This is a genomic window from Maritimibacter harenae (genome assembly GCF_009882975.1).
In the GTDB taxonomy this organism is placed as follows: domain Bacteria; phylum Pseudomonadota; class Alphaproteobacteria; order Rhodobacterales; family Rhodobacteraceae; genus Maritimibacter; species Maritimibacter harenae.
In genome coordinates this window covers 405964-430298 of sequence record NZ_WTUX01000011.1, presented here as the reverse complement: position 1 = coordinate 430298, position 24335 = coordinate 405964, and the positions used below count along the sequence as shown (strand labels likewise).

General features: G+C 66.8%; 20 protein-coding genes and 1 tRNA gene. 12 read left to right on the top strand and 9 right to left on the bottom strand.

Annotation, left to right across the window (positions count from 1 at the left end; translation table 11 throughout):
* Window positions 1-8: 8 nt before the first annotated feature.
* Entirely contained in the window at window positions 9-887 is an 879-nt protein-coding gene (locus GQE99_RS08825; protein WP_161351224.1) for a YicC/YloC family endoribonuclease, read from the bottom strand.
* 146 nt (window positions 888-1033) lie between these two features.
* Between GQE99_RS08825 and GQE99_RS08820 the strand changes: the two genes are divergently transcribed.
* A complete protein-coding gene (locus GQE99_RS08820; RefSeq protein ID WP_161351223.1) occupies window positions 1034-1696 on the top strand; it encodes a PAS domain-containing protein in 663 nt (220 codons plus the stop codon).
* 65 nt (window positions 1697-1761) lie between these two features.
* On the opposite strand, the gene GQE99_RS08815 is transcribed toward GQE99_RS08820, so the two are convergent.
* A complete protein-coding gene (locus GQE99_RS08815; RefSeq protein WP_161351222.1) occupies window positions 1762-3132 on the bottom strand; it encodes a class II 3-deoxy-7-phosphoheptulonate synthase in 1371 nt (456 codons plus the stop codon).
* Window positions 3133-3316: 184 nt separating this feature from the next.
* Here GQE99_RS08815 and GQE99_RS08810 point away from each other — a divergent pair, with 184 nt between their 5' ends.
* Window positions 3317-4306 carry a GlxA family transcriptional regulator gene (locus GQE99_RS08810; protein WP_161351221.1) on the top strand — a complete coding sequence of 330 codons (990 nt, stop codon included), beginning with the start codon at window positions 3317-3319 and terminating at the stop codon, window positions 4304-4306.
* A gap of 3 nt (window positions 4307-4309) precedes the next feature.
* Here the strand turns inward: GQE99_RS08810 and GQE99_RS08805 are convergent, their stop codons facing one another.
* Window positions 4310-5419, bottom strand: coding sequence for a PQQ-dependent sugar dehydrogenase (locus tag GQE99_RS08805; protein ID WP_161351220.1), 1110 nt, complete (start codon window positions 5417-5419; stop codon window positions 4310-4312).
* Window positions 5420-5586: 167 nt separating this feature from the next.
* On the opposite strand from GQE99_RS08805, the gene GQE99_RS08800 reads away from it, so the two are divergent.
* The 7 genes from GQE99_RS08800 (at window position 5587) to GQE99_RS08770 (ending at window position 11744) form a co-directional block, all read left to right on the top strand.
* On the top strand, window positions 5587-6780 hold the full coding sequence (locus tag GQE99_RS08800) for an ABC transporter substrate-binding protein (protein ID WP_161351219.1): 1194 nt from the start codon (window positions 5587-5589) through the stop codon (window positions 6778-6780).
* A 94-nt stretch (window positions 6781-6874) separates the two neighbouring features.
* Window positions 6875-7657 carry an ABC transporter ATP-binding protein gene (locus GQE99_RS08795; protein ID WP_161351218.1) on the top strand — a complete coding sequence of 261 codons (783 nt, stop codon included), beginning with the start codon at window positions 6875-6877 and terminating at the stop codon, window positions 7655-7657.
* A complete protein-coding gene (locus GQE99_RS08790; RefSeq protein ID WP_161351217.1) occupies window positions 7654-8472 on the top strand; it encodes an ABC transporter ATP-binding protein in 819 nt (272 codons plus the stop codon). Before GQE99_RS08795 ends, GQE99_RS08790 begins: the two co-directional genes overlap by 4 nt.
* Window positions 8473-8474: 2 nt before the next feature.
* Window positions 8475-8834: a hypothetical protein gene (locus GQE99_RS08785; protein ID WP_161351216.1), complete on the top strand. Its 360-nt coding sequence runs from the start codon at window positions 8475-8477 to the stop codon at window positions 8832-8834.
* On the top strand, window positions 8834-9844 hold the full coding sequence (locus GQE99_RS08780; RefSeq protein ID WP_161351515.1) for a branched-chain amino acid ABC transporter permease: 1011 nt from the start codon (window positions 8834-8836) through the stop codon (window positions 9842-9844). Before GQE99_RS08785 ends, GQE99_RS08780 begins: the two co-directional genes overlap by 1 nt.
* Window positions 9841-11142, top strand: coding sequence for a branched-chain amino acid ABC transporter permease (locus tag GQE99_RS08775; protein WP_202530625.1), 1302 nt, complete (start codon window positions 9841-9843; stop codon window positions 11140-11142). The genes GQE99_RS08780 and GQE99_RS08775 overlap by 4 nt, the downstream gene beginning before the upstream one ends.
* Complete coding sequence (locus GQE99_RS08770) at window positions 11139-11744, top strand: nucleotidyltransferase family protein (protein WP_161351215.1); 606 nt, start codon at window positions 11139-11141, stop codon at window positions 11742-11744. The genes GQE99_RS08775 and GQE99_RS08770 overlap by 4 nt, the downstream gene beginning before the upstream one ends.
* 9 nt (window positions 11745-11753) lie before the next feature.
* Here GQE99_RS08770 and GQE99_RS08765 read toward each other — a convergent pair whose 3' ends face one another.
* The 3 genes from GQE99_RS08765 to GQE99_RS08755 all read right to left on the bottom strand — a co-directional run bounded on the left by GQE99_RS08765 (window position 11754) and on the right by GQE99_RS08755 (window position 19960).
* Complete coding sequence (locus tag GQE99_RS08765; RefSeq protein ID WP_161351214.1) at window positions 11754-12455, bottom strand: Hint domain-containing protein; 702 nt, start codon at window positions 12453-12455, stop codon at window positions 11754-11756.
* Window positions 12456-12995: 540 nt separating this feature from the next.
* Entirely contained in the window at window positions 12996-18899 is a 5904-nt protein-coding gene (locus GQE99_RS08760; RefSeq protein WP_161351213.1) for an Ig-like domain-containing protein, read from the bottom strand.
* Window positions 18900-19874: 975 nt separating this feature from the next.
* A tRNA-Leu gene (locus tag GQE99_RS08755) sits at window positions 19875-19960 on the bottom strand.
* Window positions 19961-20108: 148 nt separating this feature from the next.
* Between GQE99_RS08755 and GQE99_RS08750 the strand changes: the two genes are divergently transcribed.
* Both GQE99_RS08750 and GQE99_RS08745 read left to right on the top strand, forming a co-directional pair.
* A complete protein-coding gene (locus GQE99_RS08750; RefSeq protein WP_161351212.1) occupies window positions 20109-20687 on the top strand; it encodes a YqaA family protein in 579 nt (192 codons plus the stop codon).
* Window positions 20684-21154: a disulfide bond formation protein B gene (locus GQE99_RS08745; RefSeq protein ID WP_161351211.1), complete on the top strand. Its 471-nt coding sequence runs from the start codon at window positions 20684-20686 to the stop codon at window positions 21152-21154. The genes GQE99_RS08750 and GQE99_RS08745 overlap by 4 nt, the downstream gene beginning before the upstream one ends.
* A 55-nt stretch (window positions 21155-21209) precedes the next feature.
* Here GQE99_RS08745 and GQE99_RS08740 read toward each other — a convergent pair whose 3' ends face one another.
* On the bottom strand, window positions 21210-21956 hold the full coding sequence (locus GQE99_RS08740) for an RNA methyltransferase (RefSeq protein ID WP_161351210.1): 747 nt from the start codon (window positions 21954-21956) through the stop codon (window positions 21210-21212).
* 115 nt (window positions 21957-22071) lie between these two features.
* Between GQE99_RS08740 and GQE99_RS08735 the strand changes: the two genes are divergently transcribed.
* Complete coding sequence (locus GQE99_RS08735) at window positions 22072-22692, top strand: thiamine phosphate synthase (RefSeq protein WP_161351209.1); 621 nt, start codon at window positions 22072-22074, stop codon at window positions 22690-22692.
* On the opposite strand, the gene GQE99_RS08730 is transcribed toward GQE99_RS08735, so the two are convergent.
* Both GQE99_RS08730 and GQE99_RS08725 read right to left on the bottom strand, forming a co-directional pair.
* Window positions 22689-23519, bottom strand: coding sequence for a lysophospholipid acyltransferase family protein (locus GQE99_RS08730; RefSeq protein ID WP_161351208.1), 831 nt, complete (start codon window positions 23517-23519; stop codon window positions 22689-22691). The two genes, GQE99_RS08735 and GQE99_RS08730, sit on opposite strands and share 4 nt — an antisense overlap.
* Window positions 23516-24301: a GNAT family N-acetyltransferase gene (locus GQE99_RS08725; RefSeq protein ID WP_161351207.1), complete on the bottom strand. Its 786-nt coding sequence runs from the start codon at window positions 24299-24301 to the stop codon at window positions 23516-23518. The genes GQE99_RS08730 and GQE99_RS08725 overlap by 4 nt, the downstream gene beginning before the upstream one ends.
* Between the last annotated feature and the right edge of the window lie 34 nt (window positions 24302-24335).

The following is a 24335-nucleotide window of genomic DNA, read 5'->3' as shown; positions in this document are numbered from 1 at the left end:
GAACCACCTTATTCGATATTCTGAACCTGCTCACGCATCTGGTCGATCAGCGCCTTGAGGTCCAGCCCAATCCGCGTGAGCGGCTGGAACCCGGCCTTGGAGCACAGCGTATTGGCCTCGCGGTTGAACTCCTGCATCAGGAAATCCAACTTGCGGCCGCGCGGTTCGTCCCCCGCCAACAGGCTGCGCGCCTGGTCCACGTGCGCCGCCAGGCGGTCGAGCTCTTCGCGCACGTCCGATTTCACGGCGATCAGGGCGAGCTCCTGCTCGACCCGGTCGGCGTCGATCCCGTCGGTGTTGTCCGTGACCCGCGCGAGCGCGGCGCGCAGCGTTTCGCGCTGTGCCTCGCCGCGCGCCTCCATCAGGCCTTCGGCCTGTTCCACGAGCGATGCGAGCTCGGCGAGCTGGGCTTCTATCACCTCGCGCAGTGCCTGCCCTTCATGGGCGCGCATGTCGTTGAAGGCGGCAAGGAGCCCCGGCAGGTCGGCGATCAGCGCCTTGGCCAGCGGCGCGGTATCCGCATCGCCCTGCGCCGTGTCGATCACCCCGCGCATGGAGGCGATCTCGGCCGCCGACACATGCGCCAGCGGCAGCCCGTTGCGCGCGGCGGTCGCGTTGATCTCGGCCAGCATGCGAACGGCGTGCTCGAGGGCCGCGGGGTTCACCGCGACGTTGCCCTCGTCGGTTTCGCGCGACACGCGCAGCGACACGGTCACGTTGCCGCGCGCCACCGCGTCGGACACCGCCTTGCGCACGGCCGGTTCCAGTCCCTCGATCCAGTCCGGCACACGAATGCGCATGTCGAGCCCGCGGGCGTTCACCGACCGGATGTCCCAGCTCCAGCTCCACGGCGCCAGTTCACCCTTGAGCGTCGCGAATCCCGTCATGGAGTTGCTCAAGCGTTAACCCTTTCTTCAGGTTTTTCGCCAAATTCGCATCGAATGTGGCAGATTAAGAACTCGTTAAGGAACATCGCTCATTCGTTAACAGGGGTTTCCGTGCTGGGCAACAAAGCCGGACCAAGGGGGTTGGCATGAACATCGGGCATGATGAGCCGTCCAACGTCATTCCGCTTGCGACAAGCCGGGCCGAAATGCGGTTTCCGGCCATCGCGCGGGTTGAGACGTACTGGGAGGCGCTGCGCGATGGTCGCAGGATGCCCGCGCGCGCCGAAGTCGATCCGCGCGGCATCGCGGATGTGCTCGAATACGCCTGCATCCTCGAGACCGTCGCCCCCGGCGTGGCGCGGATGCGGATTGCCGGGATGCATCTCAACGACCTCATGGGCATGGACGTGCGCGGCATGCCGGTCAGCGCGATGTTCCTGCCGGCAACGCGGGCCGACCTGGAGGGCGTGCTCGACGCCGTTCTTGATAGCCCCGCGAAGGCCCACCTGACTCTTGGCACCGACAGCAGCACCACCTTGCCTCGGCTGTCGGCGCAGATGCTGCTTTTGCCGCTCAGGGATGACCGGGGCCGGCCGACGCGCATTCTCGGCGCGCTCCAGTCACGCGGCACCATCGGGCGCGGACCGCGCCGGTTTCGCTGCCTCGACGAGGCGATCGAGCCGATCCGCGCGGCGCAGGAAACGACCTATCCCTTGCCCGAGGACGTGCCCCCCGCGCCTGTCGCGGCGGCCGAGGACCAGGCGCCCTTCGTTCCGCATCTCAGGCTGGTCCACGACGCGGACGATTGACCCTGCCAACGGAAAAACCCCGGACCAGCGGCCCGGGGCTTTCATCGTTCCGGCTTGGATCGGCGTCAGGCCGTGGCGGCCGCCGCGTCCGAGCGGCCCCGGTTCGACAGCTCCTCGGCCACGAGGAATGCGAGTTCCAGCGACTGCGAGGCGTTGAGGCGCGGGTCGCAGGCGGTGTGGTAGCGGTCCGACAGGTTCTCGTCCGTCACGGCGCGCAGGCCGCCCGTGCACTCGGTCACGTCCTGGCCGGTCATCTCGAAATGCACGCCGCCGGGGATCGTGCCCTGGTCGCGGTGGACCGCGAAGAATTCCTGCACTTCCGCCAGCACGCGCTCGAACGGACGGGTCTTGTAGCCCGAATCCGACTTGATCGTGTTGCCGTGCATCGGGTCGCAGGACCATACCACGTTGGCGCCCTCGGATTTCACCGTCTCGATGAGGCGCGGCAGGTGTTCGGCCACGTTGCCCGCGCCGAAGCGCGCGATGAGCGTGAGGCGCCCGGCCTCGTTCTCCGGGTTCAGCTTGGACATCAGCACCTTGAGGTCTTCCGTATCCATGCTGGGGCCGCACTTGAGCCCGATCGGGTTGAGCACGCCGCGGGCGAACTCCACATGCGCGCCGTCGGGCTGACGGGTGCGATCGCCGATCCAGATCATGTGGCCTGAGCCCGCGACCCACTGGCCGGAGGTCGAATCGAGCCGCGCGAGCGCTTCTTCGTATTCGAGCAGGAGCGCCTCGTGCGAGGTGTAGAAATCCACGGTGGACAGTTCGTGGTTCACGTCGGACGTCAGGCCCGCGGCCCCCATGAAGTCGAGCGCGTCCTGGATCCGGTTGGCCAGGTCGCGGTATTTCTCGGCCTCGTCGCTTTCCGTGAACCCGAGCGTCCAGGAATGGACCCGGTGAATGTCCGCGAAACCACCCGTGGAAAAGGCGCGCAGCAGGTTCAGCGTCGCGGCCGACTGGGTGTAGGCCTGAAGCATCTTGCGCGGGTCCGGGATGCGGGCGCTTTCGGAGAAGTCGAGCTCGTTGATGATGTCGCCGCGGTAGCTGGGCAGCTCGACGCCGCCCACCGTCTCGGTCGGGGCCGAGCGCGGCTTGGCGAACTGGCCCGCCATGCGGCCGACCTTCACCACCGGCACCTTCGCGCCGTAGGTGAGCACCATCGCCATCTGTAGCATGACCTTGAACGTGTCGCGGATATTGTCGGCGGAGAACTCCGAGAAGCTTTCGGCACAATCACCGCCCTGGAGCAGGAACCCCTCGCCGCGCGACACCGCGCCGAGTTCGGCCTTCAGGCGCCGGGCCTCGCCCGCAAAGACGAGCGGCGGATACTTCGAAAGCTGCGCCTCCACCTCGGCCAGACCGGCCGCATCGGTGTAGTCCGGCATCTGCACCCGCGGTTTCGCGCGCCAGGCCGATTTGCTCCATTCCGTCATCTTTCTCTCCATCGCTCGGTGTCCCGGGCTTCATGTTAGCGTCACCATGTCCGGGAAACAGGGGCGGTATAGCTGCCGGGGCCAAGGTTGGCAAAACAAACTTGCCCCGGATCGCTTGCCGCCACTGGGCAAAAATGCTCCAAATGCGTCAACCAGCGGACCCCGCGTAAAGTCAGAGGCTTCCATGCCCGCACCGTCCCCCGAAAAGGCCCTTTCCCGGCGCTTCGTTTTCGTCCTGATGCCGGAGTTCACGCTCCTGAGTTTCGCAGGCGCGCTCGACGCGCTTCGGCTCGCCAACCGGCAGCTCGGATTCGAGGCCTATTCCTGGCGCCTGCTGGGCGAAGGCGGCGGCACGGCCGAATGTTCGGCAGGCTCGCGTTTCCAGCTCGACGGGGATCTCGAGGACCTGCACCATGACGACACGGTGATCCTGTGCGCGGGCACCAATGTCAGCCGTCACGCGACGCCCAAGCTGATCTCATGGCTCCGGCGCGAAGCGCGACGCGGCGTGACGATCGCGGGGCTTTGCACCGCCGCCCAGGTGCTGGCCAGGGCCGGGCTTCTCGACGGCAAGCGCGCAACGATCCACTGGGAGAACCACGACGGCTTCCTCGAGGATTTCCCGGAGATCGACCTCACCAAGTCGGTCTACGTGATCGACGGCAAGGTGATCACCACCGCGGGTGGCACGGCCTCGATGGACCTCATGCTGAACCTGCTCGCGCGCGACCACGGTTCCGAGGTCGCCAACGCGGTGGCCGACCAGCAGATCTACACCTCGATCCGCACCGACCGCGACACGCAGCGCCTGTCGGTGCCCACCCGCATCGGGGTGCGTCACCCCAAGCTCGCCGCAGTGATCCAGAAGATGGAATCGCATATCGAGGACCCGATCAGCCCGGCGACGCTGGCGCAGGAGGTGGGGCTCTCGACCCGGCAGCTCGAACGGCTGTTCCGCCGCTACCTCAACCGCTCGCCCAAGCGCTACTACATGGAACTGCGCCTGTCGCGGGCGCGCAATTTGCTGATGCAGACCGACATGAACGTGATCAACGTGGCGTTGGCCTGTGGCTTCACGAGCCCCTCGCACTTCTCGAAATGCTACCGCACCCAGTACGGCACGACGCCCTACCGCGAACGGGGCAGCCAGCCGGGCGAGAAGGCGACCGGCTGAGGCTCACTCGGCCGGGGCGAGCCGGTAGATCGCGCCCCGATCCTCGGAGATGAACCAGATCGCGCCGTCCGGCGCCTCGATCACGTCGCGGACGCGGGCCGTTTCGCGGGTGCGGATGCGTTCTTCCGTCCAGTCCGACGGATCGAGCACCGAGAGGTAGTCGAACTTGAGCGATCCCACGAAGAAATGCCCCTCCCACTCCGGGATCATTTCCCCGGAGTGGATCGCCATGCCCGACGGCGCGATCGACGGGTCCCAGTAGTATTCCGGCTGCGCCATGCCCGGAGCCTCGGTCCCCTGCCCGATCTTCGAGCCGTCGTAGTTCGTGCCATAGGAGATTTCCGGCCAGCCGTAGTTCGTGCCGGGTTCGATCCGGTTGATCTCGTCCCCGCCGCGCGCGCCGTGTTCGACGGTCCAGAGCTGGCCCGCGTTGTCCAGCGCTGCGCCCTGCGGGTTGCGATGACCGTAGGACCAGATCTCGGGCAGCGCGTCCTCGCGCTCCGCGAAGGGGTTATCGTCCGGCACCGATCCGTCGCGGTTCACGCGCACCACTGTGCCGTTGTGGTGGTCGAGCGCCTGGGCGAGCGGTGCCCGGCCCCGTTCGCCCACCGTGACGAAAAGCGTGCCGTCGGGTGCCTCGACCACCCGGGAGCCATAGTGGCGCGTGGTGTTGCCGCCCTCGCGCATCTCGAAGAGAAGCCGAACATCGGTGAGCGCGTCACCCGCCTCGTTCAGCCGGGCCGCCCCCAGCGCGGTGCCCGCGCCGCCGGGCTGCGCCTTCGAATAGGTGAAGAAGATCTCGCGGCTGTTAGCGAAATCGCGTGCCACGGTCACATCGAGCAGCCCGCCCTGCCCCTGGGCCACCACCTCGGGCACGCCGGATACCTCGATGCGCGCGCCGTCGGGACCGTAATGCCAAAGCCGTCCGCCGATCTCCGTGACCACGAAGCCGCCCCCGGGCAGCACGTCGACCGCCCATGGACCATCCAGGTCGTCCGTGATCTCCGTGATCGACATGGGCCCGGCGTTGGTCTCGACCGTCGCGGCCGCGAGGGGCGCCGCGACGAGGCACAGGAGGGCGGCGAGGCGGGGGGCTGTGAGCGCTTGTTTCATGGACCCGAGGATGCGGTCCACCACGCGCCGCGGCAATCGTCCCCACGCGAACGTGACTTGGCGTCAGGCAGGCACCGGGCCCGGATTGCCGGCCTTGCCCCCCTTTTCATTCCCGCAAACCGCGCTAGGGTACGGATCAGGACAACGTTCCAACAGGGAGATTACCAATGAAAAAACTTCTACTTGCATCCGCCGCGACCGCGCTGGTCGCCTCGGCTGCGTCGGCTGAAAGCCACATGTCGGAGGTCAAGTTCGGCATCCTTCTCGGCTTCACCGGCCCGATCGAATCGCTCACGCCGATGATGGCCGACAGCGCCGAGCTCGCCCTGAGCGAGGTCAACGAGTCCGGCAACTTCCTCGAAGGCGTGACCCTGTCGGCCGTACGCGGCGACACCACCTGCGTGGACGCCTCGGCCGCGACCGCCGCCGCCGAACAGCTGGTTTCCGAAGGCGCGATCGCCATCATGGGCGCGGCCTGCTCGGGCGCCTCGACCGCCGTGCTCGCCAACGTGGCGATGCCGAACGGCGTGCCGATGATCTCGCCCTCCTCGACCTCGCCGGCTCTGTCGACGGTCGAAGACAACGACCTGTTCTTCCGCACCGCGCCGTCCGATGCCCGCCAGGGTGAGGTTCTCGCCCAGGTCCTGATGGACAAGGGCGTGGAATCGGTCGCCGTGACCTACACCAACAACGACTACGGCAAGGGTTTCTCGGATGCCTTCGCGGCCTCCTACGAGGGCATGGGCGGCTCCATCACCGCCAACGTCCCGCACGAGGACGACAAGGGCGACTACTCGGCCGAAGTCGGCTCGCTCGCCTCGGCCGGCGGCGACGCGCTCGTCGTGCTGGGCTACGCGGACTCCGGCGGCAAGGGCGTGATCCAGTCGGCTCTCGACACCGGCGCTTTCGACACCTTCGTCATGGGTGACGGCATGTACGCCGACTCGCTCGTCGCCGATCTCGGCAGCAGCATGGTCGGCTCCTACGGCACCGTGCCGTGGTCCGAAGGCGAAGGGGCGGACGCGTTCGCCGAGATCACCTCGGCGGCCGGCATCAACGGCGAAAGCTCGTTCACCCGCGAGAGCTACGACGCGATGGCGCTGCTCGCGATGGCCGCGATGGCCGGTGGCGAAGCCACGTCGGAAGCGATCGCCGCCAACATCATGGACGTGGCCAACGCGCCGGGCGAGAAGATCCTGCCGGGCGAACTGGGCAAGGCGCTCGAAATCCTCGCTGACGGTGGTGACGTGGACTACGTCGGCGCCACGGGCGTCGAGCTGGTCGGCCCGGGTGAAGCCGCGGGCTCGTACCGCGAGTACGAGATCACCGAGGACGGCTACGAGACCGTTCAGTTCCGGTGATATCCGCCATCACGGATTGACAAGAACGCGGCCCGGGGGCATTCCCCCGGGCTGCACACTATCGGGGCGTCCGGACAGTCTTGGGGGATTTCGCGTGATCACGGTCGACAACCTGCACAAGCATTTCGGCGGCTTTCACGCCGTGGACGGGGCCAGCCTGACGATCGAGGCCGGCTCGATCACCGGGCTGATCGGCCCGAACGGCGCCGGGAAGACGACGCTCTTCAACGTCATCGCCGGGGTGCTCGACCCCACCTCGGGCCGCGTGACGATGGAAGGCGAGGACATCACCGGCCTTCCGCCGCACGAGCTTTTCCACAAGGGCCTTCTGCGCACGTTCCAGATCGCGCATGAATTCGGCTCCATGACCTGCCGCGAGAACCTGATGATGGTTCCCGGGGACCAGGCCGGCGAACGGCTCTGGGATACCTGGTTCGGCCGCAAGCGGATCGCCGAACAGGAGCGCGCGCTGCGCGCCAAGGCCGACGAGGTGATGGAGTTCCTCACCATCGAGCATATCGCCGACGAACGCGCCGCGCAGGTGTCGGGCGGGCAGAAGAAGCTGCTGGAACTGGGCCGCACCATGATGGTCGACGCGAAGATCGTCTTCCTCGACGAGGTCGGCGCGGGCGTGAACCGCACGCTTCTCTACACCATCGCCGACGCGATCAAGCGCCTCAACGAGGAGCGCGGCTATACCTTCGTCGTCATCGAGCACGACATGGATTTCATCGAGCGCCTGTGCGACCCGGTCATCTGCATGGCCGAGGGCAAGGTGCTCGCCGAGGGCACGCTGTCCGAGATCAAGGCCAACGAGCACGTGATCGAGGCATATCTGGGCACGGGCCTCAAGAACAAGGAGCAGGTGGGCGCATGAGCGACGCGTACGGCGACCGCGGCAACAAGGACCGCTCGATCACCAAGGAAAGCAAGGCGTCGATGCAGCCGGGCCCGCAGCACGGCGAGGCGCACCCGGCCCCCGGTGGCCCCTTCCTGATCGGCGACACGATGACCGGCGGCTACGGCAGCGGCCCCGACATCCTGCATGAATGCACCATCGCCGTGGACGAAGGCGAGATCGCGGTGATCGTCGGCCCCAACGGCGCGGGCAAGTCGACCGCCATGAAGGCGCTCTTCGGCATGCTCGACGTGCGCGCGGGCCACGTGCGGCTCGCGGGCCAGGACATCACCGAGCTCACGCCCCAGGACCGCGTGAAACAGGGCATGGGCTTCGTACCCCAGACGCAGAACATCTTCACGTCGATGACGGTGGAAGAGAACCTCGAGATGGGGGCCTTCATCCGCACCGACGACATCCGCCCGACGATGGAGCAGGTCTACGACCTGTTCCCGATCCTGAAGGAAAAGCGCTACCAGGCGGCCGGCGAGCTGTCCGGCGGCCAGCGCCAGCAGGTCGCCGTGGGCCGCGCGCTCATGACGCGTCCCAAGGTCCTGATGCTCGACGAGCCCACCGCGGGCGTGTCGCCCATCGTGATGGACGAGCTCTTCGATCGGATCATCGAGGTCGCGCGCACCGGCCTTCCGGTCCTCATGGTCGAGCAGAACGCGCGCCAGGCGCTCGAGATCGCCGACAAGGGCTACGTGCTCGTGCAGGGCCGCAACGCGCATACCGGCACCGGCAAGGAGCTTCTCGCCGATCCCGAAGTGCGCCAGAGCTTCCTGGGGGGCTGAGGATGCGAACCGCGCTCCTCCCGTTCGCGCTCGCCGCGCCGATCACCGCCCAGGCCGAGGGCGCGAAGCTCGCGCTCGATTGCACGGGCCCGGACGGCGCGACCCACAGCTTCCTTTTCGCCCCCGTCGAGACCGATGACACCGGCATGGGGCTGGTCACCGTGGGCGACGACGCCACGCCGGGGATCGCGGGCGGCTTCTTCGGCCCCTGGAGCTGGATCCGGGACGAGGTGAAATACACGCTCATGGTCGATGGCGATGCCACCGACGCGGGCGTCCCGATGCTTCTTCACGCGCTCGACACGACATCGGCGCCCTTCACATCAACCCTTGAAAACATGACCTGCGAGGCCCCGTTTTGATCGATGTGCTGAACGCGATCGTCGCGTTTTTGAATTTCGTCTTCATCCCGGCCGCCGCCTATGGCAGCCAGCTCGCCCTGGGCGCGCTCGGGGTCACGCTGATCTACGGGATCCTGCGGTTCTCGAACTTCGCCCACGGCGACACGATGTCCTTCGGGACGATGGTGGTGATCCTGTTCACATGGGCATTCCAGAGCTGGGGCATCAGCCTTGGTCCCCTGCCCGTCGCGCTGCTCGCGCTCCCGCTGGGCATCGTGATCACCGCGTTGATGGTGCTGGCGTCGGACAAGGTGGTCTATTCCTATTACCGGCGGGTGAAGGCCAAGCCCATCGTGCTCGTCATGGCGTCGATCGGCGTCATGTTCGTGCTGAACGGGGTCGTGCGCCTGATCATCGGTCCCAGCGACCAGCGCTTCGCGGACGGCGAGCGCTTCATCATCAACGCGCGTGAATTCAAGGAATGGTCGGGGCTGGCCGAAGGGCTCGCGCTCAAGACGACGCAGGGGATCACGGTTGTCACCGCGGCCATCGTCGTGGCGATCCTGTTCTGGTTCCTCAACCGCACCCGCACCGGCAAGTCGATGCGCGCCTATTCGGACAACGAGGATCTGGCGCTCCTGTCGGGCATCAATCCCGAGCGCGTCGTGATGATCACCTGGATCATCGTGGCCGCCCTCGCGACCATCGCGGGCACGCTCTACGGGCTCGACAAGGTGTTCAAGCCCTTCACCTACTTCCAGCTCCTGCTGCCGATCTTCGCCGCCGCCATCGTGGGCGGGCTGGGCTCGCCGCTGGGGGCCATCGCGGGCGGTTTCGTGATCGCCTTTTCCGAGGTCATGGTCACCTATGCCTGGAAGAAGGTCGTCACCTACCTCGTGCCGGAGAACCTCGAGCCCTCCGGCCTGCTGCAGCTTCTGTCGACCGACTACAAGTTCGCGGTTTCGTTCGCGATCCTGGTGATCGTGCTTCTGTTCCGGCCAACGGGTCTTTTCCGGGGGAAATCGGTATGAGTGTGAACTGGCGCAACATCGGCCTCTTTGCCCTGATGGCCGTCCTGATCCTGGGCACGGGGATGCTGCAAAGCTGGAACCTGGCGCTCACGATCGTGAACATGGGCCTCGTCTCGGCGATCATGGCGCTCGGCGTGAACATGCAATGGGGCTATGCCGGCCTCTTCAACGTCGGTGTGATGGGCTTCATCGGCCTGGGCGGCCTCGCGGTCGTCATCACCTCGGTCCCGCCGGTGGGCGAGGCCTGGCAGGCCGGCGGCCTGCAGGTGATCTTCGCGCTCCTCGTGGGGATCGGCGTGATCCTGGGCGGCGTCCAGATCTACAAGCGCATGGCGCCCGGACGGATGCGCACGCTCGCGCTGATCGCCTTCCTCGTGGCAGGCTTCTTCATCTACCGCGCGCTGTTCGACCCGGCCGTCGACTCGATCGAGGCGGTGAACCCCGCGTCGACCGGCTTCCTCGGCGGGCTCGGCCTGCCGGTGGTGCTGGCCTGGCCGATGGGCGGGCTGCTGGCCGCCGCGGCGGCCTGGGCGATCGGCAAGACCGCGCTGGGGCTGCGCTCGGACTACCTCGCCATCGCGACGCTGGGGATTTCGGAAATCGTCATCGCCATGCTCAAGAACGAGGAATGGCTGGGCCGCGGCGTGAAGAACGTGGTCGGCCTGCCCCGGCCGGTGCCCTACGAGATCGACCTGCAGCAATCGGAAAGCTTCGTCACCTGGGCGCAGAACTGGGGCTTCGACCCGGTCACCATGTCCTCGGTCGTGGTCAAGCTGGGCTACGCGGGCTTCTTCGTCGTGGTCCTGCTGATCCTCATCTGGATGTCCGAGATGGCGCTCAAGTCGCCCTGGGGCCGGATGATGCGCGCGATCCGCGACAACGAAGTCGCTGCCGAGGCGATGGGCAAGGACGTGACGCGCCGCCACCTTCAGGTGTTCATCATCGGCTCGGCCGTCGTGGGCCTGGGCGGCGCGATGATGACCACGCTCGACGGCCAGCTCACCCCGGCCTCCTACCAGCCGCTGCGCTACACCTTCCTCGTATGGGTGATGGTGATCGTCGGCGGCTCCGGCAACAACTGGGGCGCGGTGCTGGGCGGTTTCCTGATCTGGTTCTGCTGGGTGCAGGTGGAGCCGCTGGGCGGCGTTCTGATGGAGACCATCACCTCCGGCATGCCCGACGGTGACCTGAAGGATCACCTGCTCGACTCCGCCGCGCACATGCGTCTGCTCACGATGGGGCTCATCATGCTCCTGGTCCTGAGATTCAGCCCACGCGGGCTGATCCCGGAAAAATGACGCCGGTCGCGCTCCCGGTCCTGATCCTGGCGGCGGGCGCGTCGTCGCGGATGGGTGGGCGTGACAAGCTGATGGAAGAGGTCGACGGCGTTCCGCTCCTGCGCGACAGGATCGAGGCGGCGCTGGCCACCGGGCAGCCGGTGCTGGTCACCCTGCCGCCGCGCGAAGCCGCACCGGCCCGCTGGGACCTGATCGACGCGCTGCCGATCGCGGCCGTCGAGGTGCCGGACGCGGACCAGGGCATGGCCCGCTCGCTCGCCGCCGGGATCACGGCGCTGCCGGAGGGCGCGATGGCGGTGATGGTGGTCTTGGCCGACATGCCGGACGTAACCACCGACGACATGCGCCGCGTGCTTGCCGAATTCGACGGGGACATGATCCTGCGGGGCGCCACGGCGGACGGGAAGCTGGGCCACCCGGTCGTGTTCCCGGCGCGCGACTTCGCGGCGCTGCGGTCACTGGAAGGGGACGAAGGGGCGCGCACGCTCATCGAGGACAACCAGGACCGGATCCGACCGATCAGCCTGCCCTATGCCCATGCACGCACGGACCTCGATACACCTGAAGATTGGAAAAACTGGCGCGCGGGCCAGCCAAGCTGAACCGTCGGCTCAGGCGGCGTCCATCATGCGCGCTTCGCGGGCGTCCAGCGTCATGCGCGGCGTGATGTAGTTCGCTTCACCGTTCTCGTAACGCAGGCGCGGCAGGCATTCGGTGATGTCCGCCCATTGCTCGGGAAACCCGATGCGCATGGCCCACATGTCCGGCGCAAAGCTTTCCACCCAGATGCCGTTCGCGCGCACCAGTTCGTGCGTGTCGAGCAGCACGTGACGGAAGCGCATGACCGAGCGCGGGACGACGTCGACACCATCGAGGTGCGTCAGGTCGCCGATGGCCGCGATCACCTCGTCGGTGCCGAAGTAGAGTTCGTTGAGCGGGTTGCGCACGAGCACGCGGTGTCCGGCGTTCAGGACGACGTTGCCAGCATCGGGATCGGTCCCGAGCGCGCCGGCCTTCACCCGAACGGGGCCGCGCGGCGAGCCGTCCTCGGCCGCGTCGCCGTCGTAGACTTCCATGCTCTCGCCAACCCAGCGCACCGGCACCAGCCCGTGGTCGCGGGTGATGATCTTGTCCCCCGGCTCCAGATCCCGTGCCAGCACGCTGCCGCGCGCGGTGTCGATCACCACGGACGGCGCGAAGCCGGTGGTCGAAAAGGTAGACAGGGGTGATGTGCTGCGGCCGTCCCGGGCCTCGGTCAGGCCAAGGCCCAGATCCGTGTCGCTGTCTGCGGCAGGAGAGCGGAAATACAGCATGGGGCGTCCTTGGGTTGAGGAACGGGTCAGGGGGTATTCTTTTGATCCACGCTACCCGCGAATGGTGCCCGAAATATGATGCAAAATGGGAAAATTATGCGGGACTACCCTTGGGGAAACCCCTTGTTTCACAGGGCACACGGCGCGGCTCGCCACGCTTTTGCCGCATTTTCGCCCGAATTACGCCCCGCTCGCGGCAGTCTCCGAACAGGGCGATCAAACGGAATTTTCCTTTTGTTTTCAATATATAATGCGCCTACTTGACGCTCATTGATCACGTTTAGGCACCAATACCGACGGTGTCCCGTTGCCAGACGCGCAACGCGAACCGGGCGGGCGCCCACGGGCGTAGCCTGCACCGCGACAATGGCCCCCGCGACAAGAACAACCCCGCGGCGCTGCCACGGGGTTGTCCGTTGAACCCTGAAACGACGAACTTGTTAACAATGCTCGACCGCGATCCGACATGGACCGGGGGCAGCCCCTCCCCTTTCAGGTTAGGCGCCGGCCGGGGCCTCCCTTCCCCGGCCGACCGCTGCCTCAGCCGCGAAGCATTTTCGCTTCGTGCTTTTTCAGGATCCGACGCGCGGCAGTGAAATCATCGATCCCCTCGCGCGTTTCCAGTTCGGGGAACAGCTCGAACAGCTCCTGGCGCTGCGCGTTGCCGATCCCCTTCAGCGAGTAGTCGCCCGGCTGGAAGCTCTCCGACCACGTGCCGTCCGACAGCACGACCTCGTGGTGATCGAACAGGAAGTGGATGTAGGTCACGTCCCGGACGTCGACGGTCTGGACGCCCTTGTTGTCCACCAGGTGCTTGGCAGACGCCAGGACCTCGCGCTCGTCGAAGTAGAGCGCGGTGCGGTCGTTGGCGACCAGCATCCGGTGGTTGGGCGACACGAGCATGTCGCGCTCGGGCAGGTTGTTGCCCAGGCTGCCGGCCTTGATCAGCACCGGCTTGAGATGCTGGTGGCGGTTGAGGAGCTTCCAGTCCATCGTCTTGTGACCGATCCAGCGGATCGCCTGGATGCCGTTGTCACGGGTGATGATCCGGTCGCCCTCGCGCAGCTCTTCCACCGGCACTTCGCCCTTCGGCGTCGCGATCAGCGTGCCGGGTGTGAAGCAGGGCACCACGTCCTCGATGTTGACGAAGCGCATCGTGCCCGTGGATTCGCCGGCCGCGTTGAAGAACTCGACGTAGCCGTTTTCCTCGTTGTCGGCATCCTTGGTGATCTCGAGGCGCCCGTCCTCGGGCCGCGAGCCGCGCAGGTCCAGCGTATCCCAGTCGTCGCCACCCTCGCCGCCGTCGACGAAGTCGTCCGGGTTGACGTTGATGAAGAGGTCCCGATCGTCGCCACCGAACGCCTCGTCGGCCCCGGCCCCGCCGTCGATGAGATCCTGGCCCTTGTTGCCGTAGAGGACATCGTCCCCTTCGCCGCCGTAGATCTCGTCGTCGTCGATCCCGCCATCGATGAAGTCGTTGCCGGCATCGCCGTAGAGCACGTCATCGTCGTCCTGGCCGTAGATCACGTCGTTGCCGTCGCCGCCGTGGATCACGTCGATGCCGTTGTTCGGCCGCGGGTCCAGGAAGGACGGGATCGGGCTGGTCGGATCGTTGGCGTCCGCGTCGCCGTAATCGTCAACCGGGTAGGCGTCGTCCTCGAGGTTGAGGATGTCCGGCGTCGAGGGGCCGAGTCCGCCGTAGATCTCGTCGTTGCCCGCGCCGCCATCGATGGTGTCCGAACCGTGGCCGCCGATGATGTAATCGTCGCCCTCGTTGCCTTCGATGTCGTCGTCGTCGAGGCCACCGTCGATGTTGTCGTTGCCGGTCCCGCCCTTGATGATGTCCGCGTCGTCGCCGGTGCGGATGAGGTCATCCCCCGCGCCGCCATCGACCACGTCCTTGTCGTTGTCGGGATCGTCGTCCACCGGCACGAGCTGCGCCGGGGTGAGCGGGCTGAACGGCCAGTTGTCGACCGTCTCGCCGGGGGCGAAGCCGTAATCGGAAGCCTCTGTGGCCGCCGAGGTGTCGATGACGTCGTTGCCGTCGCCACCGCTTACCGTGTCCGACCCGTTGCCGCCGTAGATTTCATCGTCGCCGGCTTCGCCGAAGACCACGTCGTCCCCGTCGCCGGCGTAGACCTCGTCATCGCCCTCCCCGGCGTGGATCGTGTCGTCGCCGCCGTAGGCCTCGATGATGTCGTCGTCTTCGGCCTTGCCCGGGAAGATGTTGTCCCCGGCGTCGACCATGTCGCCCTCCGGATCACCTGTGTAGGTGGTGTCGATGTCGTCGTCGCCGGCCGTGCCCTCGACGATGCCGTCGTTGACCAGCACGGTGACGGTCGCCGTGTCGGTCAGCCCGTCCTCGTCCTCGATCGTGTAGTCGATGGTCACGTAGCCATCCACCGTGGGCGTATAGGTCAGCGTGCCGTCCGAGTTGACCACGACGGAGCCTTCCGACGCGGTCGCATCGGTGACCACGAGGTTGGCGTCGTCGCCGTCCGGGTCGCTGTCGTTGGCGAGCACCGGGATCACGACCGAGGCGTTGATCGGCGTCTTCGCGGTGTCGTCACGGGCCACCGGCGGCTGATCCTCGCCGCCGCCGTCCGGGCGCACCACGATGGTGACGGTCGCGGTGTCCGTGCCGCCGTTGCCATCGGTGATCGTGTAGTCGAACGTGTCGGTGCCTTCGAAATCGGTATCCGGCGCGTAGGTGTAGGTACCGTCCCCGTTGTCGGTGAGCGAGCCGTTCGTCGGCGTGCCGATCGTCGTGACCGTGAGCGTGTCCCCGTCGGCATCGGTGTCGTTCACCCTGGGATCGAAGGTCACGGGCGTGTCCGCGTCGGTGACGCGCACGTCATCCTCCGCATCCGGGTCGTCGTTCACCGGGGCCACGTCGATCGTCACCGTGGCCGTGTCGGTCGCCCCCTGGGCGTCCTCGACCGTGTAGGTGAAGGTGTCGGTGCCGCTGAAGTCCGGGTTCGGCATGTATTTCACCGTGCCGTCGGCCAGGAGCGTCGCCGTGCCGTTGGCGGGCGTGCCGACCGAGATCACGTCGAAGTCGTCGCCCTCGGGGTCGGAGTCGTTGGCGCGCAGGTCCACGATCAGCGTCGTGTCCTCGTCGATGCCATAGCTGTCATCGACCGCGTCGACCGAGTTGGGCGCGCCCATGTCGACCGAGACGGTGACCGTCGCCGTGTCCGTCGCCCCGCGATCGTCCTCGATCGTGTAGGTGAAGCTGTCGGTCCCGGTGTAGCCCGCGTCGGGCGTGTAGGTGAACGTCCCGTCGCCATTGTCCACGACCGTGCCGTTGGACGGGTCGGTGTTCGCGATCACGCCGAAGCTGTCGCCGTCCGGGTCCGTATCGTTGGCCAGCACGTTCACGACCACGTCGGTGTCCTGGGTGGTCGTCGCCGTGTCGTTGATCGCATCGACGGTGTTCACGCCGTCGGCCGTCACCTCGACCGTCACGGTGGCGGTATCGGTCGCGCCCTGATCGTCCTGGATCGTGTAGGTGAACTGGTCGGTGCCGGTGAAGCCCTCGTCGGCCGTGTAGGTGAAGGTGCCGTCCCCGTTGTCGGTCACCGAGCCGTTGGACGGATCGGTGTTCGAGACCACGCTGAACGTGTCACCCTGCGGGTCCGTATCGTTGGCCAGCACGTCGATGACGACCGGGTCGGTCTCGACCGTCTCGTCGCTGTCGTTGCGCGCGACGACCGAGTTCATGCCGCCGTCGCCGTTCACCACCACCGTGACGGTCGCCGTGTCGGTGCCGCCGTTGCCGTCGGTGATCGAGTATTCGAACGTGTCGGTCCCGACGAAGTCCTCGTCCGGATCGTAGGTCACGGTGCCGTCGCCGTTGTCGACCACGGTGCCGAAGCTCGGCGTGGTGACATCGGTCACGGTCAGCGTGTCGCCGTCCGCATCCTTGTCGTTGGCGATCACGTCGATCACAAGCGGATCGGTGCTGTCGGTGACGCGCACGTCGTCTTCCGCGTCCGGCCGATCGTTCACCGGCTCCATCGACAGGGTCACGGTGGCGGTATCTGTCGCCCCGTTCTCGTCGGTCACGGTGTAGGTGAAGCTGTCGGTGCCGGTGTAATCCGGGTTCGGCTTGTAGGTCACCGTCCCGTCCGCGTTCAGCGTCGCGGTGCCGTTCGACGGGGTGCCGACCGAGGTGACCTCGAAATCGTCGCCCTCTGGGTCCGAGTCGTTCGCGGTCAGGTCCACGATCAGCGTCGTATCCTCGTCGATCTCGTAATTGTCGTCGACCGCGTTCACCGTGTTGGGGGTCTCGCCCTCGTTCACGACGACCGTGACGGTCGCCGTGTCGGTGCCGCCGTTTCCATCGCTCACCGTGTAGGTGAAGGTGTCGGTCCCGGTGAAGCCGCCGTCGGGCGTGTAGGTGAAGGTTCCGTCACCGTTGTCCGTGACGCTCCCGTTCGACGGGTCGCTGTTGTCGATGACGGTCAGCGTGTCGTTGTCCGGGTCGCTGTCGTTGGCGAGCAGGTCGATCTCGACCGCGTTGTCCTCGGTCGTGGTCGCGGTGTCGTCCACCGCGTCCGGGTCCTCGTTGTAATTGCCGAAGATGACCTCTTCGATCTCCTCGAACTCCATTTCGCCGGTGACATTGCCGTCGCCGTCGAGGAATTCGATCGTGCCGGAGATGGAGTCGCCGTCCGCGTCGTTCGTGACGGTGCCGTCCTTGAAGCGCGCCGGGCCGCTGTCGGACAGGTCGAGCGTGTCGAAGTCGTCGCCCTCGGTGTTGCCGTGGACGTAGTCGCCATCGTTGCCGCCGATGAACGTGTCGCGATCCGCGCCGCCATAGGCGGTGTCCACGCCCTCGCCGCCGATGATCGTGTCATTGCCGCCTTCGCCGTAGATCAGGTCGTCACCGGTGCCGCCGAGGATCGTGTCATCGCCGTCCGGGCCGGCTTCGCAATCGTCGCCGTCGGTGGTGTAGACCAGGTTGTCGAGCGCGGCGGAGCCCTCGAGCGTCACCGTCATCTTCGTCACGCCGGAGACGCCGATGGTCTGCACGAGCTGCGCCTCGGGCGCGGTCGGGCCCGAAGAGATCGCGGGCGCCACCACGTTGCCGTCGGCATCGTAGAACTCGATGATTGCCGGGCCCTCGTCGTTGTCGAGGAAGGTCAGGCTGTCGACGGTCACGGGGCCGTCGAATTCGAAGACCAGCGTGCCGCCGCCCTGGTTGTCGTCCGGATCGCTGGAATCGCCGTCCTCCGACAGGATGAGCACGTTGCCCAGGTTGTCCGTCGCCAGGTCCTCGTCGCCGCCCGTCGCGTTGTCGGTGTCGAAGATCATCGCCGGGTTGGCGCCCGACGTGCTCGAGATGGTGAGCCCGTCATACTGGTTCGACACCAGGTCGCCGGAGGACAGGTCGTTGAAATCGATCGTGATCGTCTCGGGCGTGCCGCCGCCGGGCCCGCCATTGTCACCGTAGAGGATGTCGTCGTCCGCGCCGCCGTCGATGTAGTCGTCGCCGCCTTCGCCGTAGATCGTGTCCTCGCCGTCGCCGCCGAGAAGCACGTCGTTGCCGGCGTTCGAGGTGACTTCGCAGCCATCGCCGCCCACGTCGCCCTCGCGCGTTTCGCTGTCGCCGCGGATCAGGTCGTCGCCCGCGCCACCCTCGGCGTAGTCGTCGCCCGCGCCGGCGTAGACCTCGTCGTCGCCCGCGCCCGCATAGATTTCGTCATCGCCGCCCATCGCGTAGACGATGTCGTCGTCCCCCACCTCGCCGGGCAGGAGCGCATCATCGTTGTCGATGAAGTCGCCGTCCGGATCGCCATCGTAGGATTCGTCGATCACGTCGCCGTCGTCATCGTTCTGCACGATCCCGTCGGGGACGGTCTCGCAGGCATCCGGTGCGTTGAAGCCCAGGTCCGTGACCAGGATCTTGCCGCTTTCCGGCGCGTCCGAGCCGTTGTCGTGCAGGATGACCAGCTTCACGATCGGGCCGGCGATGTGGACCGTCACGTTGTCGCCGTCGGTGCCGCAGTAGGCGTCCGGGTTGCCGTCGCCCTCGACCGAATTACCGTCCACCTCGTGCGCCCAGGTCGTGTCGAAGGTGACCGGAACCAGGTTGCCCTGCGCGTCGTAGGCCAGGATCGTGATCTTGTCGTCGAAATCGCCCGACCCGCCGCTGATGCTGCTGTCGACGTCCTCGATCTGGAAGTTCACGTCCGTCACGCCGGTGTCGAAGGTGATTTCCGTGCGCGCCTCTTCGGACCCGTTGTCGCGGCTTTCGAGCTTGCCGCCGGTGAGCGAGAATTCCTGCCCCGCCCCGTTCTGCGGGGTCGAGACGGTGACCTCCACGTCCCCGTCCGCGGTGGACGAGACAAGGGTTGCGGACCCGTCCGAACCGGTGAGATCCCAGTCGAGAAGATAATCACCGGTCGGTTGCCAGGTGGTTTGGCTGTAGTTGGTCATTTCAGTATTCCCCTTGCTCAAATCCGCGGCGGGCGTGGCAGGCCGTCGGCGCGTTGATGTTCGCGGCAGTGCCGAAACCATTAAAATGTCGGAGACTCGGGAAACGCGGGCCGGGTGAACCGGCACGCGTTGCGCGGGCGATCAAAATCACTTCCGTCAAAGACAGCATTGTCTTCTATGTCCCCTTACCAATGGCGTTCCTACCCGCCCAAGCGACGTGCGACATCGCGGAGCCACGGATTGAACCGCACACCCTTGGCCACCCTGCCGTAATGGGGAAAGATCAGGCCCTTTCGGAACCTGGCAGGACCTGACGTGTGTGACGAAACCCCCCGATCCCGCACGCGCGTCCGCCCTGCTCGCTGACCGTCGAAGGACGATCGGCGCACACCTTCACCCCACGGCGAACCGTGGATTTCGTGTGCGGCCGCCCCCGTGGCCTTGCAGACATCGCCCCCCAGTTGGGCTTCTTGACGGTAGCCCCAACCCCGTGACCGAAAAAGGGAATTCTCACGCGGCTTTCACGGAGCATTGGACGAAACGGTGAATGCAGCTCTCGGCGGCGTGATCGAGGCAGAGCGGCGCGCGGGACCGTTGTTTCCCGTTGCGCACAAAATTCTACCTTCACGTGTGGGGGCAGCCGGCGCGGCATACCCCACTTTTCACAGTGATTGTTGAAATTCGGGCCATCCCGCACAGGAACCGCACCCGCCCGATTGTTTCACTTTTCGCAACACTTGGAGCCCCGCGGCGCGTCGACGGGAAGGATTTCCGGCCCTTGCACGGGCCATGCCAGCCGAACGTGCGAAAGTTTACAACTGGTTATCAATCCGCGGATTCCGCGGCCACCTATTCGGATTCGTTGCCCACCCGAACGGCAGTGGGCCGAATCAAGGCCCGGGAAACGGGCATCCGCGCGACCAAATGGCACGCACGGCCCGCGCGCGCAGGTTGCATCGGGGATCAAGGCGTGGGTGGTGCCCGAGGTCGGACTCGAACCGACACGGTATTGCTACCGGGGGATTTTGAATCCCCTGCGTCTACCATTCCGCCACTCGGGCACAGCGTTTCCTGTAGCCGCGCCGGGCGATGCCGTCAACGCCGCGCGGACTTGCGCGACACAAGCGCTTGTGACGGCGCCCGGTCCGGGCTTCGACTTGACCGTCGCGGCGTTTTCGGTGCTTGTGGCCCCGAGACGGGAAACAGGCCATGCTGAAGAAACTTTACGACTGGACCTTGGGGCTGGCGCGCTCGCCCTACGCGATGTGGGGGCTGGCCTTCGTGGCTTTCGTGGAGAGCTCGGTCTTCCCGATCCCGCCCGACATCCTGATGATCCCGATGATCATCGCCATGCCGCACCGCGCCTTCCTGATCGCGACCGTGGCCCTGGCCTCATCGGTCGCGGGCGGGGCTCTGGGGTACGTGATCGGCTGGGGGCTGTTCGAGAGCGTCGGGCGCCCCGTGCTCGAGTTCTACCACATGACCGACAAGTTCGGCGCCTTCGCCGAACGCTACAACGAGTTCGGACCCTGGGCCGTCCTGATCGCGGGCGTCACGCCCTTCCCCTACAAGGTCATCACCATCCTGTCGGGCTCCACCGGGCTCAACTTCTGGGTCTTCATGGTGGCCTCCCTGATCGCGCGCGGGCTGCGCTTCTACGTCGTGGCCGCGCTTCTTTGGAAATTCGGCGAACCGATCCGCGACTTCATCGAACGGCGCCTTGGCCTCATGTTCGTGCTGTTCGTGATCCTGCTGATCGGCGGCTTCTACGCGGTGAAATACCTATGACGCTTACGTTCCGACACTACGTCCTGATCGCGGCCGGCGGGTCGCTCGCGCTCCTGGCCGGGGCCTTCGTGTTCCAGGCCCTCGGCTACGCGCCCTGCAAGCTGTGCTACTGGCAGCGCTACCCGCATGCCGTGGCCATCGCCATCGGGCTTGTCGCGCTCGCGGTCCCGCGCCGTTTCCTGGCCTGGCTCGGTGCGATTGCGGCCGCGACCACCGGGGCCATCGGGATCTATCACTCCGGCGTGGAGCGAATGCTCTGGGAAGGTCCGTCGAGCTGTACGGGCGGCTCCACCTCCGGCTTGTCGACCGACCAGCTGCTGGACCAGATCATGACCGCGCCGCTCATCCGCTGCGACGAGATCCCGTGGGAGATGTTCGGGGTGACGATGGCGAACCTGAACGCCGTGTTCTCGCTCGGCCTCGCGGTGATCTGGGTGCTGGCTGCCCGGCGCCTGGCGCGGGGCTGATCCCGAAAGGGCCCGGCGCCCCGTCCGGTCCCGGACGACATCACCGAGGCAAGGATCAGCCGCGTCTGCGGAAGATCTGGCGCAGCATGCCGTGGAACATCTGCACGTCCGCGCGGGTGAGCTGGAGACGGCTCCACGCGTTGCGCAGCACGAGCTTCATGCCGGGCGCCTTGTCCTCGGGGAAGAAGTAGCCCACCTCGTCGAGCCGTTCCTCGTAATGGCGGGCGAGCGCCTCGACCTCCACCTGCGTGGCGAACTCGGTCTTGGCGAGGTTCACGACCTCGGGCGCCGCGTCGATCGTCTGGCGGCCGTATTCGTAGGCGGTGAGCAGCACCGACTGGGCGAGGTTCAGCGATGCGAACTCCGGATTCACCGGCACCGTGATGATCGCGTTGGCGCGCGCCACGTCATCGTTCTCGAGTCCCGCGCGTTCGGGACCGAAGAGCACCGCCACGCGCTTGCCCTCTTCGCGCATCGCCCGCGCTTCGGCCATCGCGCGTTCCGGCGTACGCACGGGCTTGGCAAGCTCGCGCGAACGCGCGGTGGTGGCATAGACGTAATCGCAATCCTCGAGCGCGGCAGGCAGGTCGTCATAGACCGCGGCCCCGTCCAGCACCCGCCCCGCGCCCGAGGCCATCGCTACGGCCTTGGGATTGGGCCAGCCGTCACGCGGGCCCACCACGCGCATCCGCTCGAGCCCGAAGTTCAGCATCGCGCGCGCGGCCGCGCCGATGTTCTCGCCCATCTGGGGCCTGACCAGCACGAAGGCGGGCTGCGGTCCGGTGTGATCGTCGTCCAACATGGCGGCCCTGTTACTCCGCCCGGCGCGGGCGGGCAAGCGGGGAGCGCATCACCGCGACATAGCCTTTTGGCCCAAAGACTTGTAGAAGACCGCGACTCGCAACCGAGGACGTGCCATGGCCGACACAGACCTGCCCCAGCTTTATCTCGTCACCCCGCCGAAGGTGGAGCTTTCGAGCTTCCCCGACCAGCTCGCCCGCGCGCTGGACGCGGTCGAGATCGCCTGCCTGCGGCTGGAGCTCGCCACGCGCGACGAGGACGAGATCGCGCGCGCCGCTGATGCCTGCCGCGAGGTGGCCCATGCCCGCGACATCGCCATCGTGATCGCCGATCACGTGCTGATGGTGGAACGGCTCGGACTCGACGGGGTGCATTTCACCGACGGCGCCCGCCAGGTGCGCAAGACGCGCGCCGACCTGGGCGGGGACGCGATCGTGGGGGCGTTCTGCGGCACCTCGCGTCACGACGGGATGACTGCCGGCGAACAGGGCGCGGATTACGTGTCCTTCGGCCCGGTGGGCGAGAGCAACCTGGGCGACGGCAGCGTGGCCGAGCGGGACCTTTTCGCCTGGTGGAGCGAAATGATCGAGGTGCCGGTGGTGGCCGAAGGCGGGCTGACCGCGGCGCTGGTGGCCGACCTAGCGCCGGTCACGGATTTCTTCTCGCTGCGCGATGAGATCTGGTCCGCCGAGAACCCGGTCGCCACGCTGGAACGCCTCGCGGCCGCGCGCGGTTAATCCGCCAGCGCCGCCTCGACCGGCCCGCGCACGGCCGCCTCGCAATAGGCGGCAAGCGCCTTGCGATCCTTGAAATCGGCGACCCGCACGGGCGCGTGGAACACGACCTCGGCGGTGCCCTGCGGCATCGTGCCCAGCACGGCCATGAGGTGCGGGCCCAGGTCCATGTCGCCCCACCAGCCGTAGAAACGCGGATCATGCCCCTCGGGCGCGTGGTAGAGGATGGTGACAGGCTGCACCTTCATCACGTCGCGCAGGCTGTCGTCGAAATAGGCAGCGAAGAGCGTGGTCTTGAACGGTACCACCCGCTGTCCGTCGGTCGATGTGCCCTCGGGAAAGAACATCAGCTTGTGGCCGGACTGCAGGTGGCCCAGGAACAGGTCGATCTGGGCGCGTGCCTCGCGCCGGTCGCGCTTGATGAAGACGGTTCCGGCCAGCCGGACCACGATGCCCACGCCGGGCCAGCGCGATACCTCGTCCTTGGCGACGAAGGTCACGCGCATGAGGGAATTCAGCACCAGGATGTCGAGCCACGAGACATGGTTCGACACCAGCGCCCCGCCGCCGCGCATCGGCCGGCCGCGTTGCTTCAGCCGCACCCCGGTGATGAGAAGCGCGGTGCGCAGGGTGAGACGGTTGAGCCCGGGCGACACGGGGCGAAACAGCGGCCCGCCGGCCCGTTCGATCAGCCGCACGATCCCGACGACGATCACCGCGAGGACGAGCACAAGTACGATACCGATGGCGCGCAGTGTGGCCAGGACCCGGGCCCCCGGCCCGATCCGCAGGTCCGGCTTGGGCCGGTCGTCATCCCAGGTCGCGCTCACCCGCGCCCCTCCCGCAGGGCGAGCTTTTCATAGGTCGCGCGCTGTTTCGGGGGCACCTGGTGCAGGTCCACGATGATGCAGACATCGACCGTGTTGAACGCGTGGTCGATGAACGCGCCCTCGCCGATCTTGCCGTTGAGCCGCAGGTAGGCCCGGATCAGGGGCGGCATCTCGCGCATGGCGGCGCGCGGGTCGATCCGGTCCGCCGGCATCCGGTCGGCCGAGGTGAAATGCGCGGGCAGCACGCGGGTGCGCAGCTCCTCGGGCGCGAGATGGGAATGATGCAGGTGCGACAGGGGCAGCGCGATGGCATCCGGATCGGTGCCGTGAAAGCTCGCCACCCCGAACAGGATGTCGATCTCCAGCGCGTCGGAATACTTCATCAGCCCCACCCAGAGCTGCGACAGGGCCGAGCCGCCACGGTAATCGGCGTGAACGCAAGAGCGCCCGAGTTCGAGCAGCTTGCGCCCCGAGGTCTTGAGCGCGGTGAGGTCGAATTCCGTCTCGGTGTAGTAGTTGCCGAAGGCGGCCGCCTGGTCCTCGCGCATCACGCGGTAGGCGCCCACCGCCTGGTCGCCCGCGGGCCGGTTCCGGTCGTAGAGGATCAGGTGATCGCAGAACGGGTCATAAGCATCGCATTCCAGCCGCGCGGCATGGTCCACGTTCGCGCCGTCGGCCCCGAGCTCTTCCACGAACACCGTGTAGCGCAGCCGCTGCGCGTCGCGAATGTCGTCGTCGGTCTCGGCGATCCGCAACTCGTAGCATGGACTGCTCTTTGGCATGGGTCGGACCCGCTCCTGACTTTTTCGCGGTTCT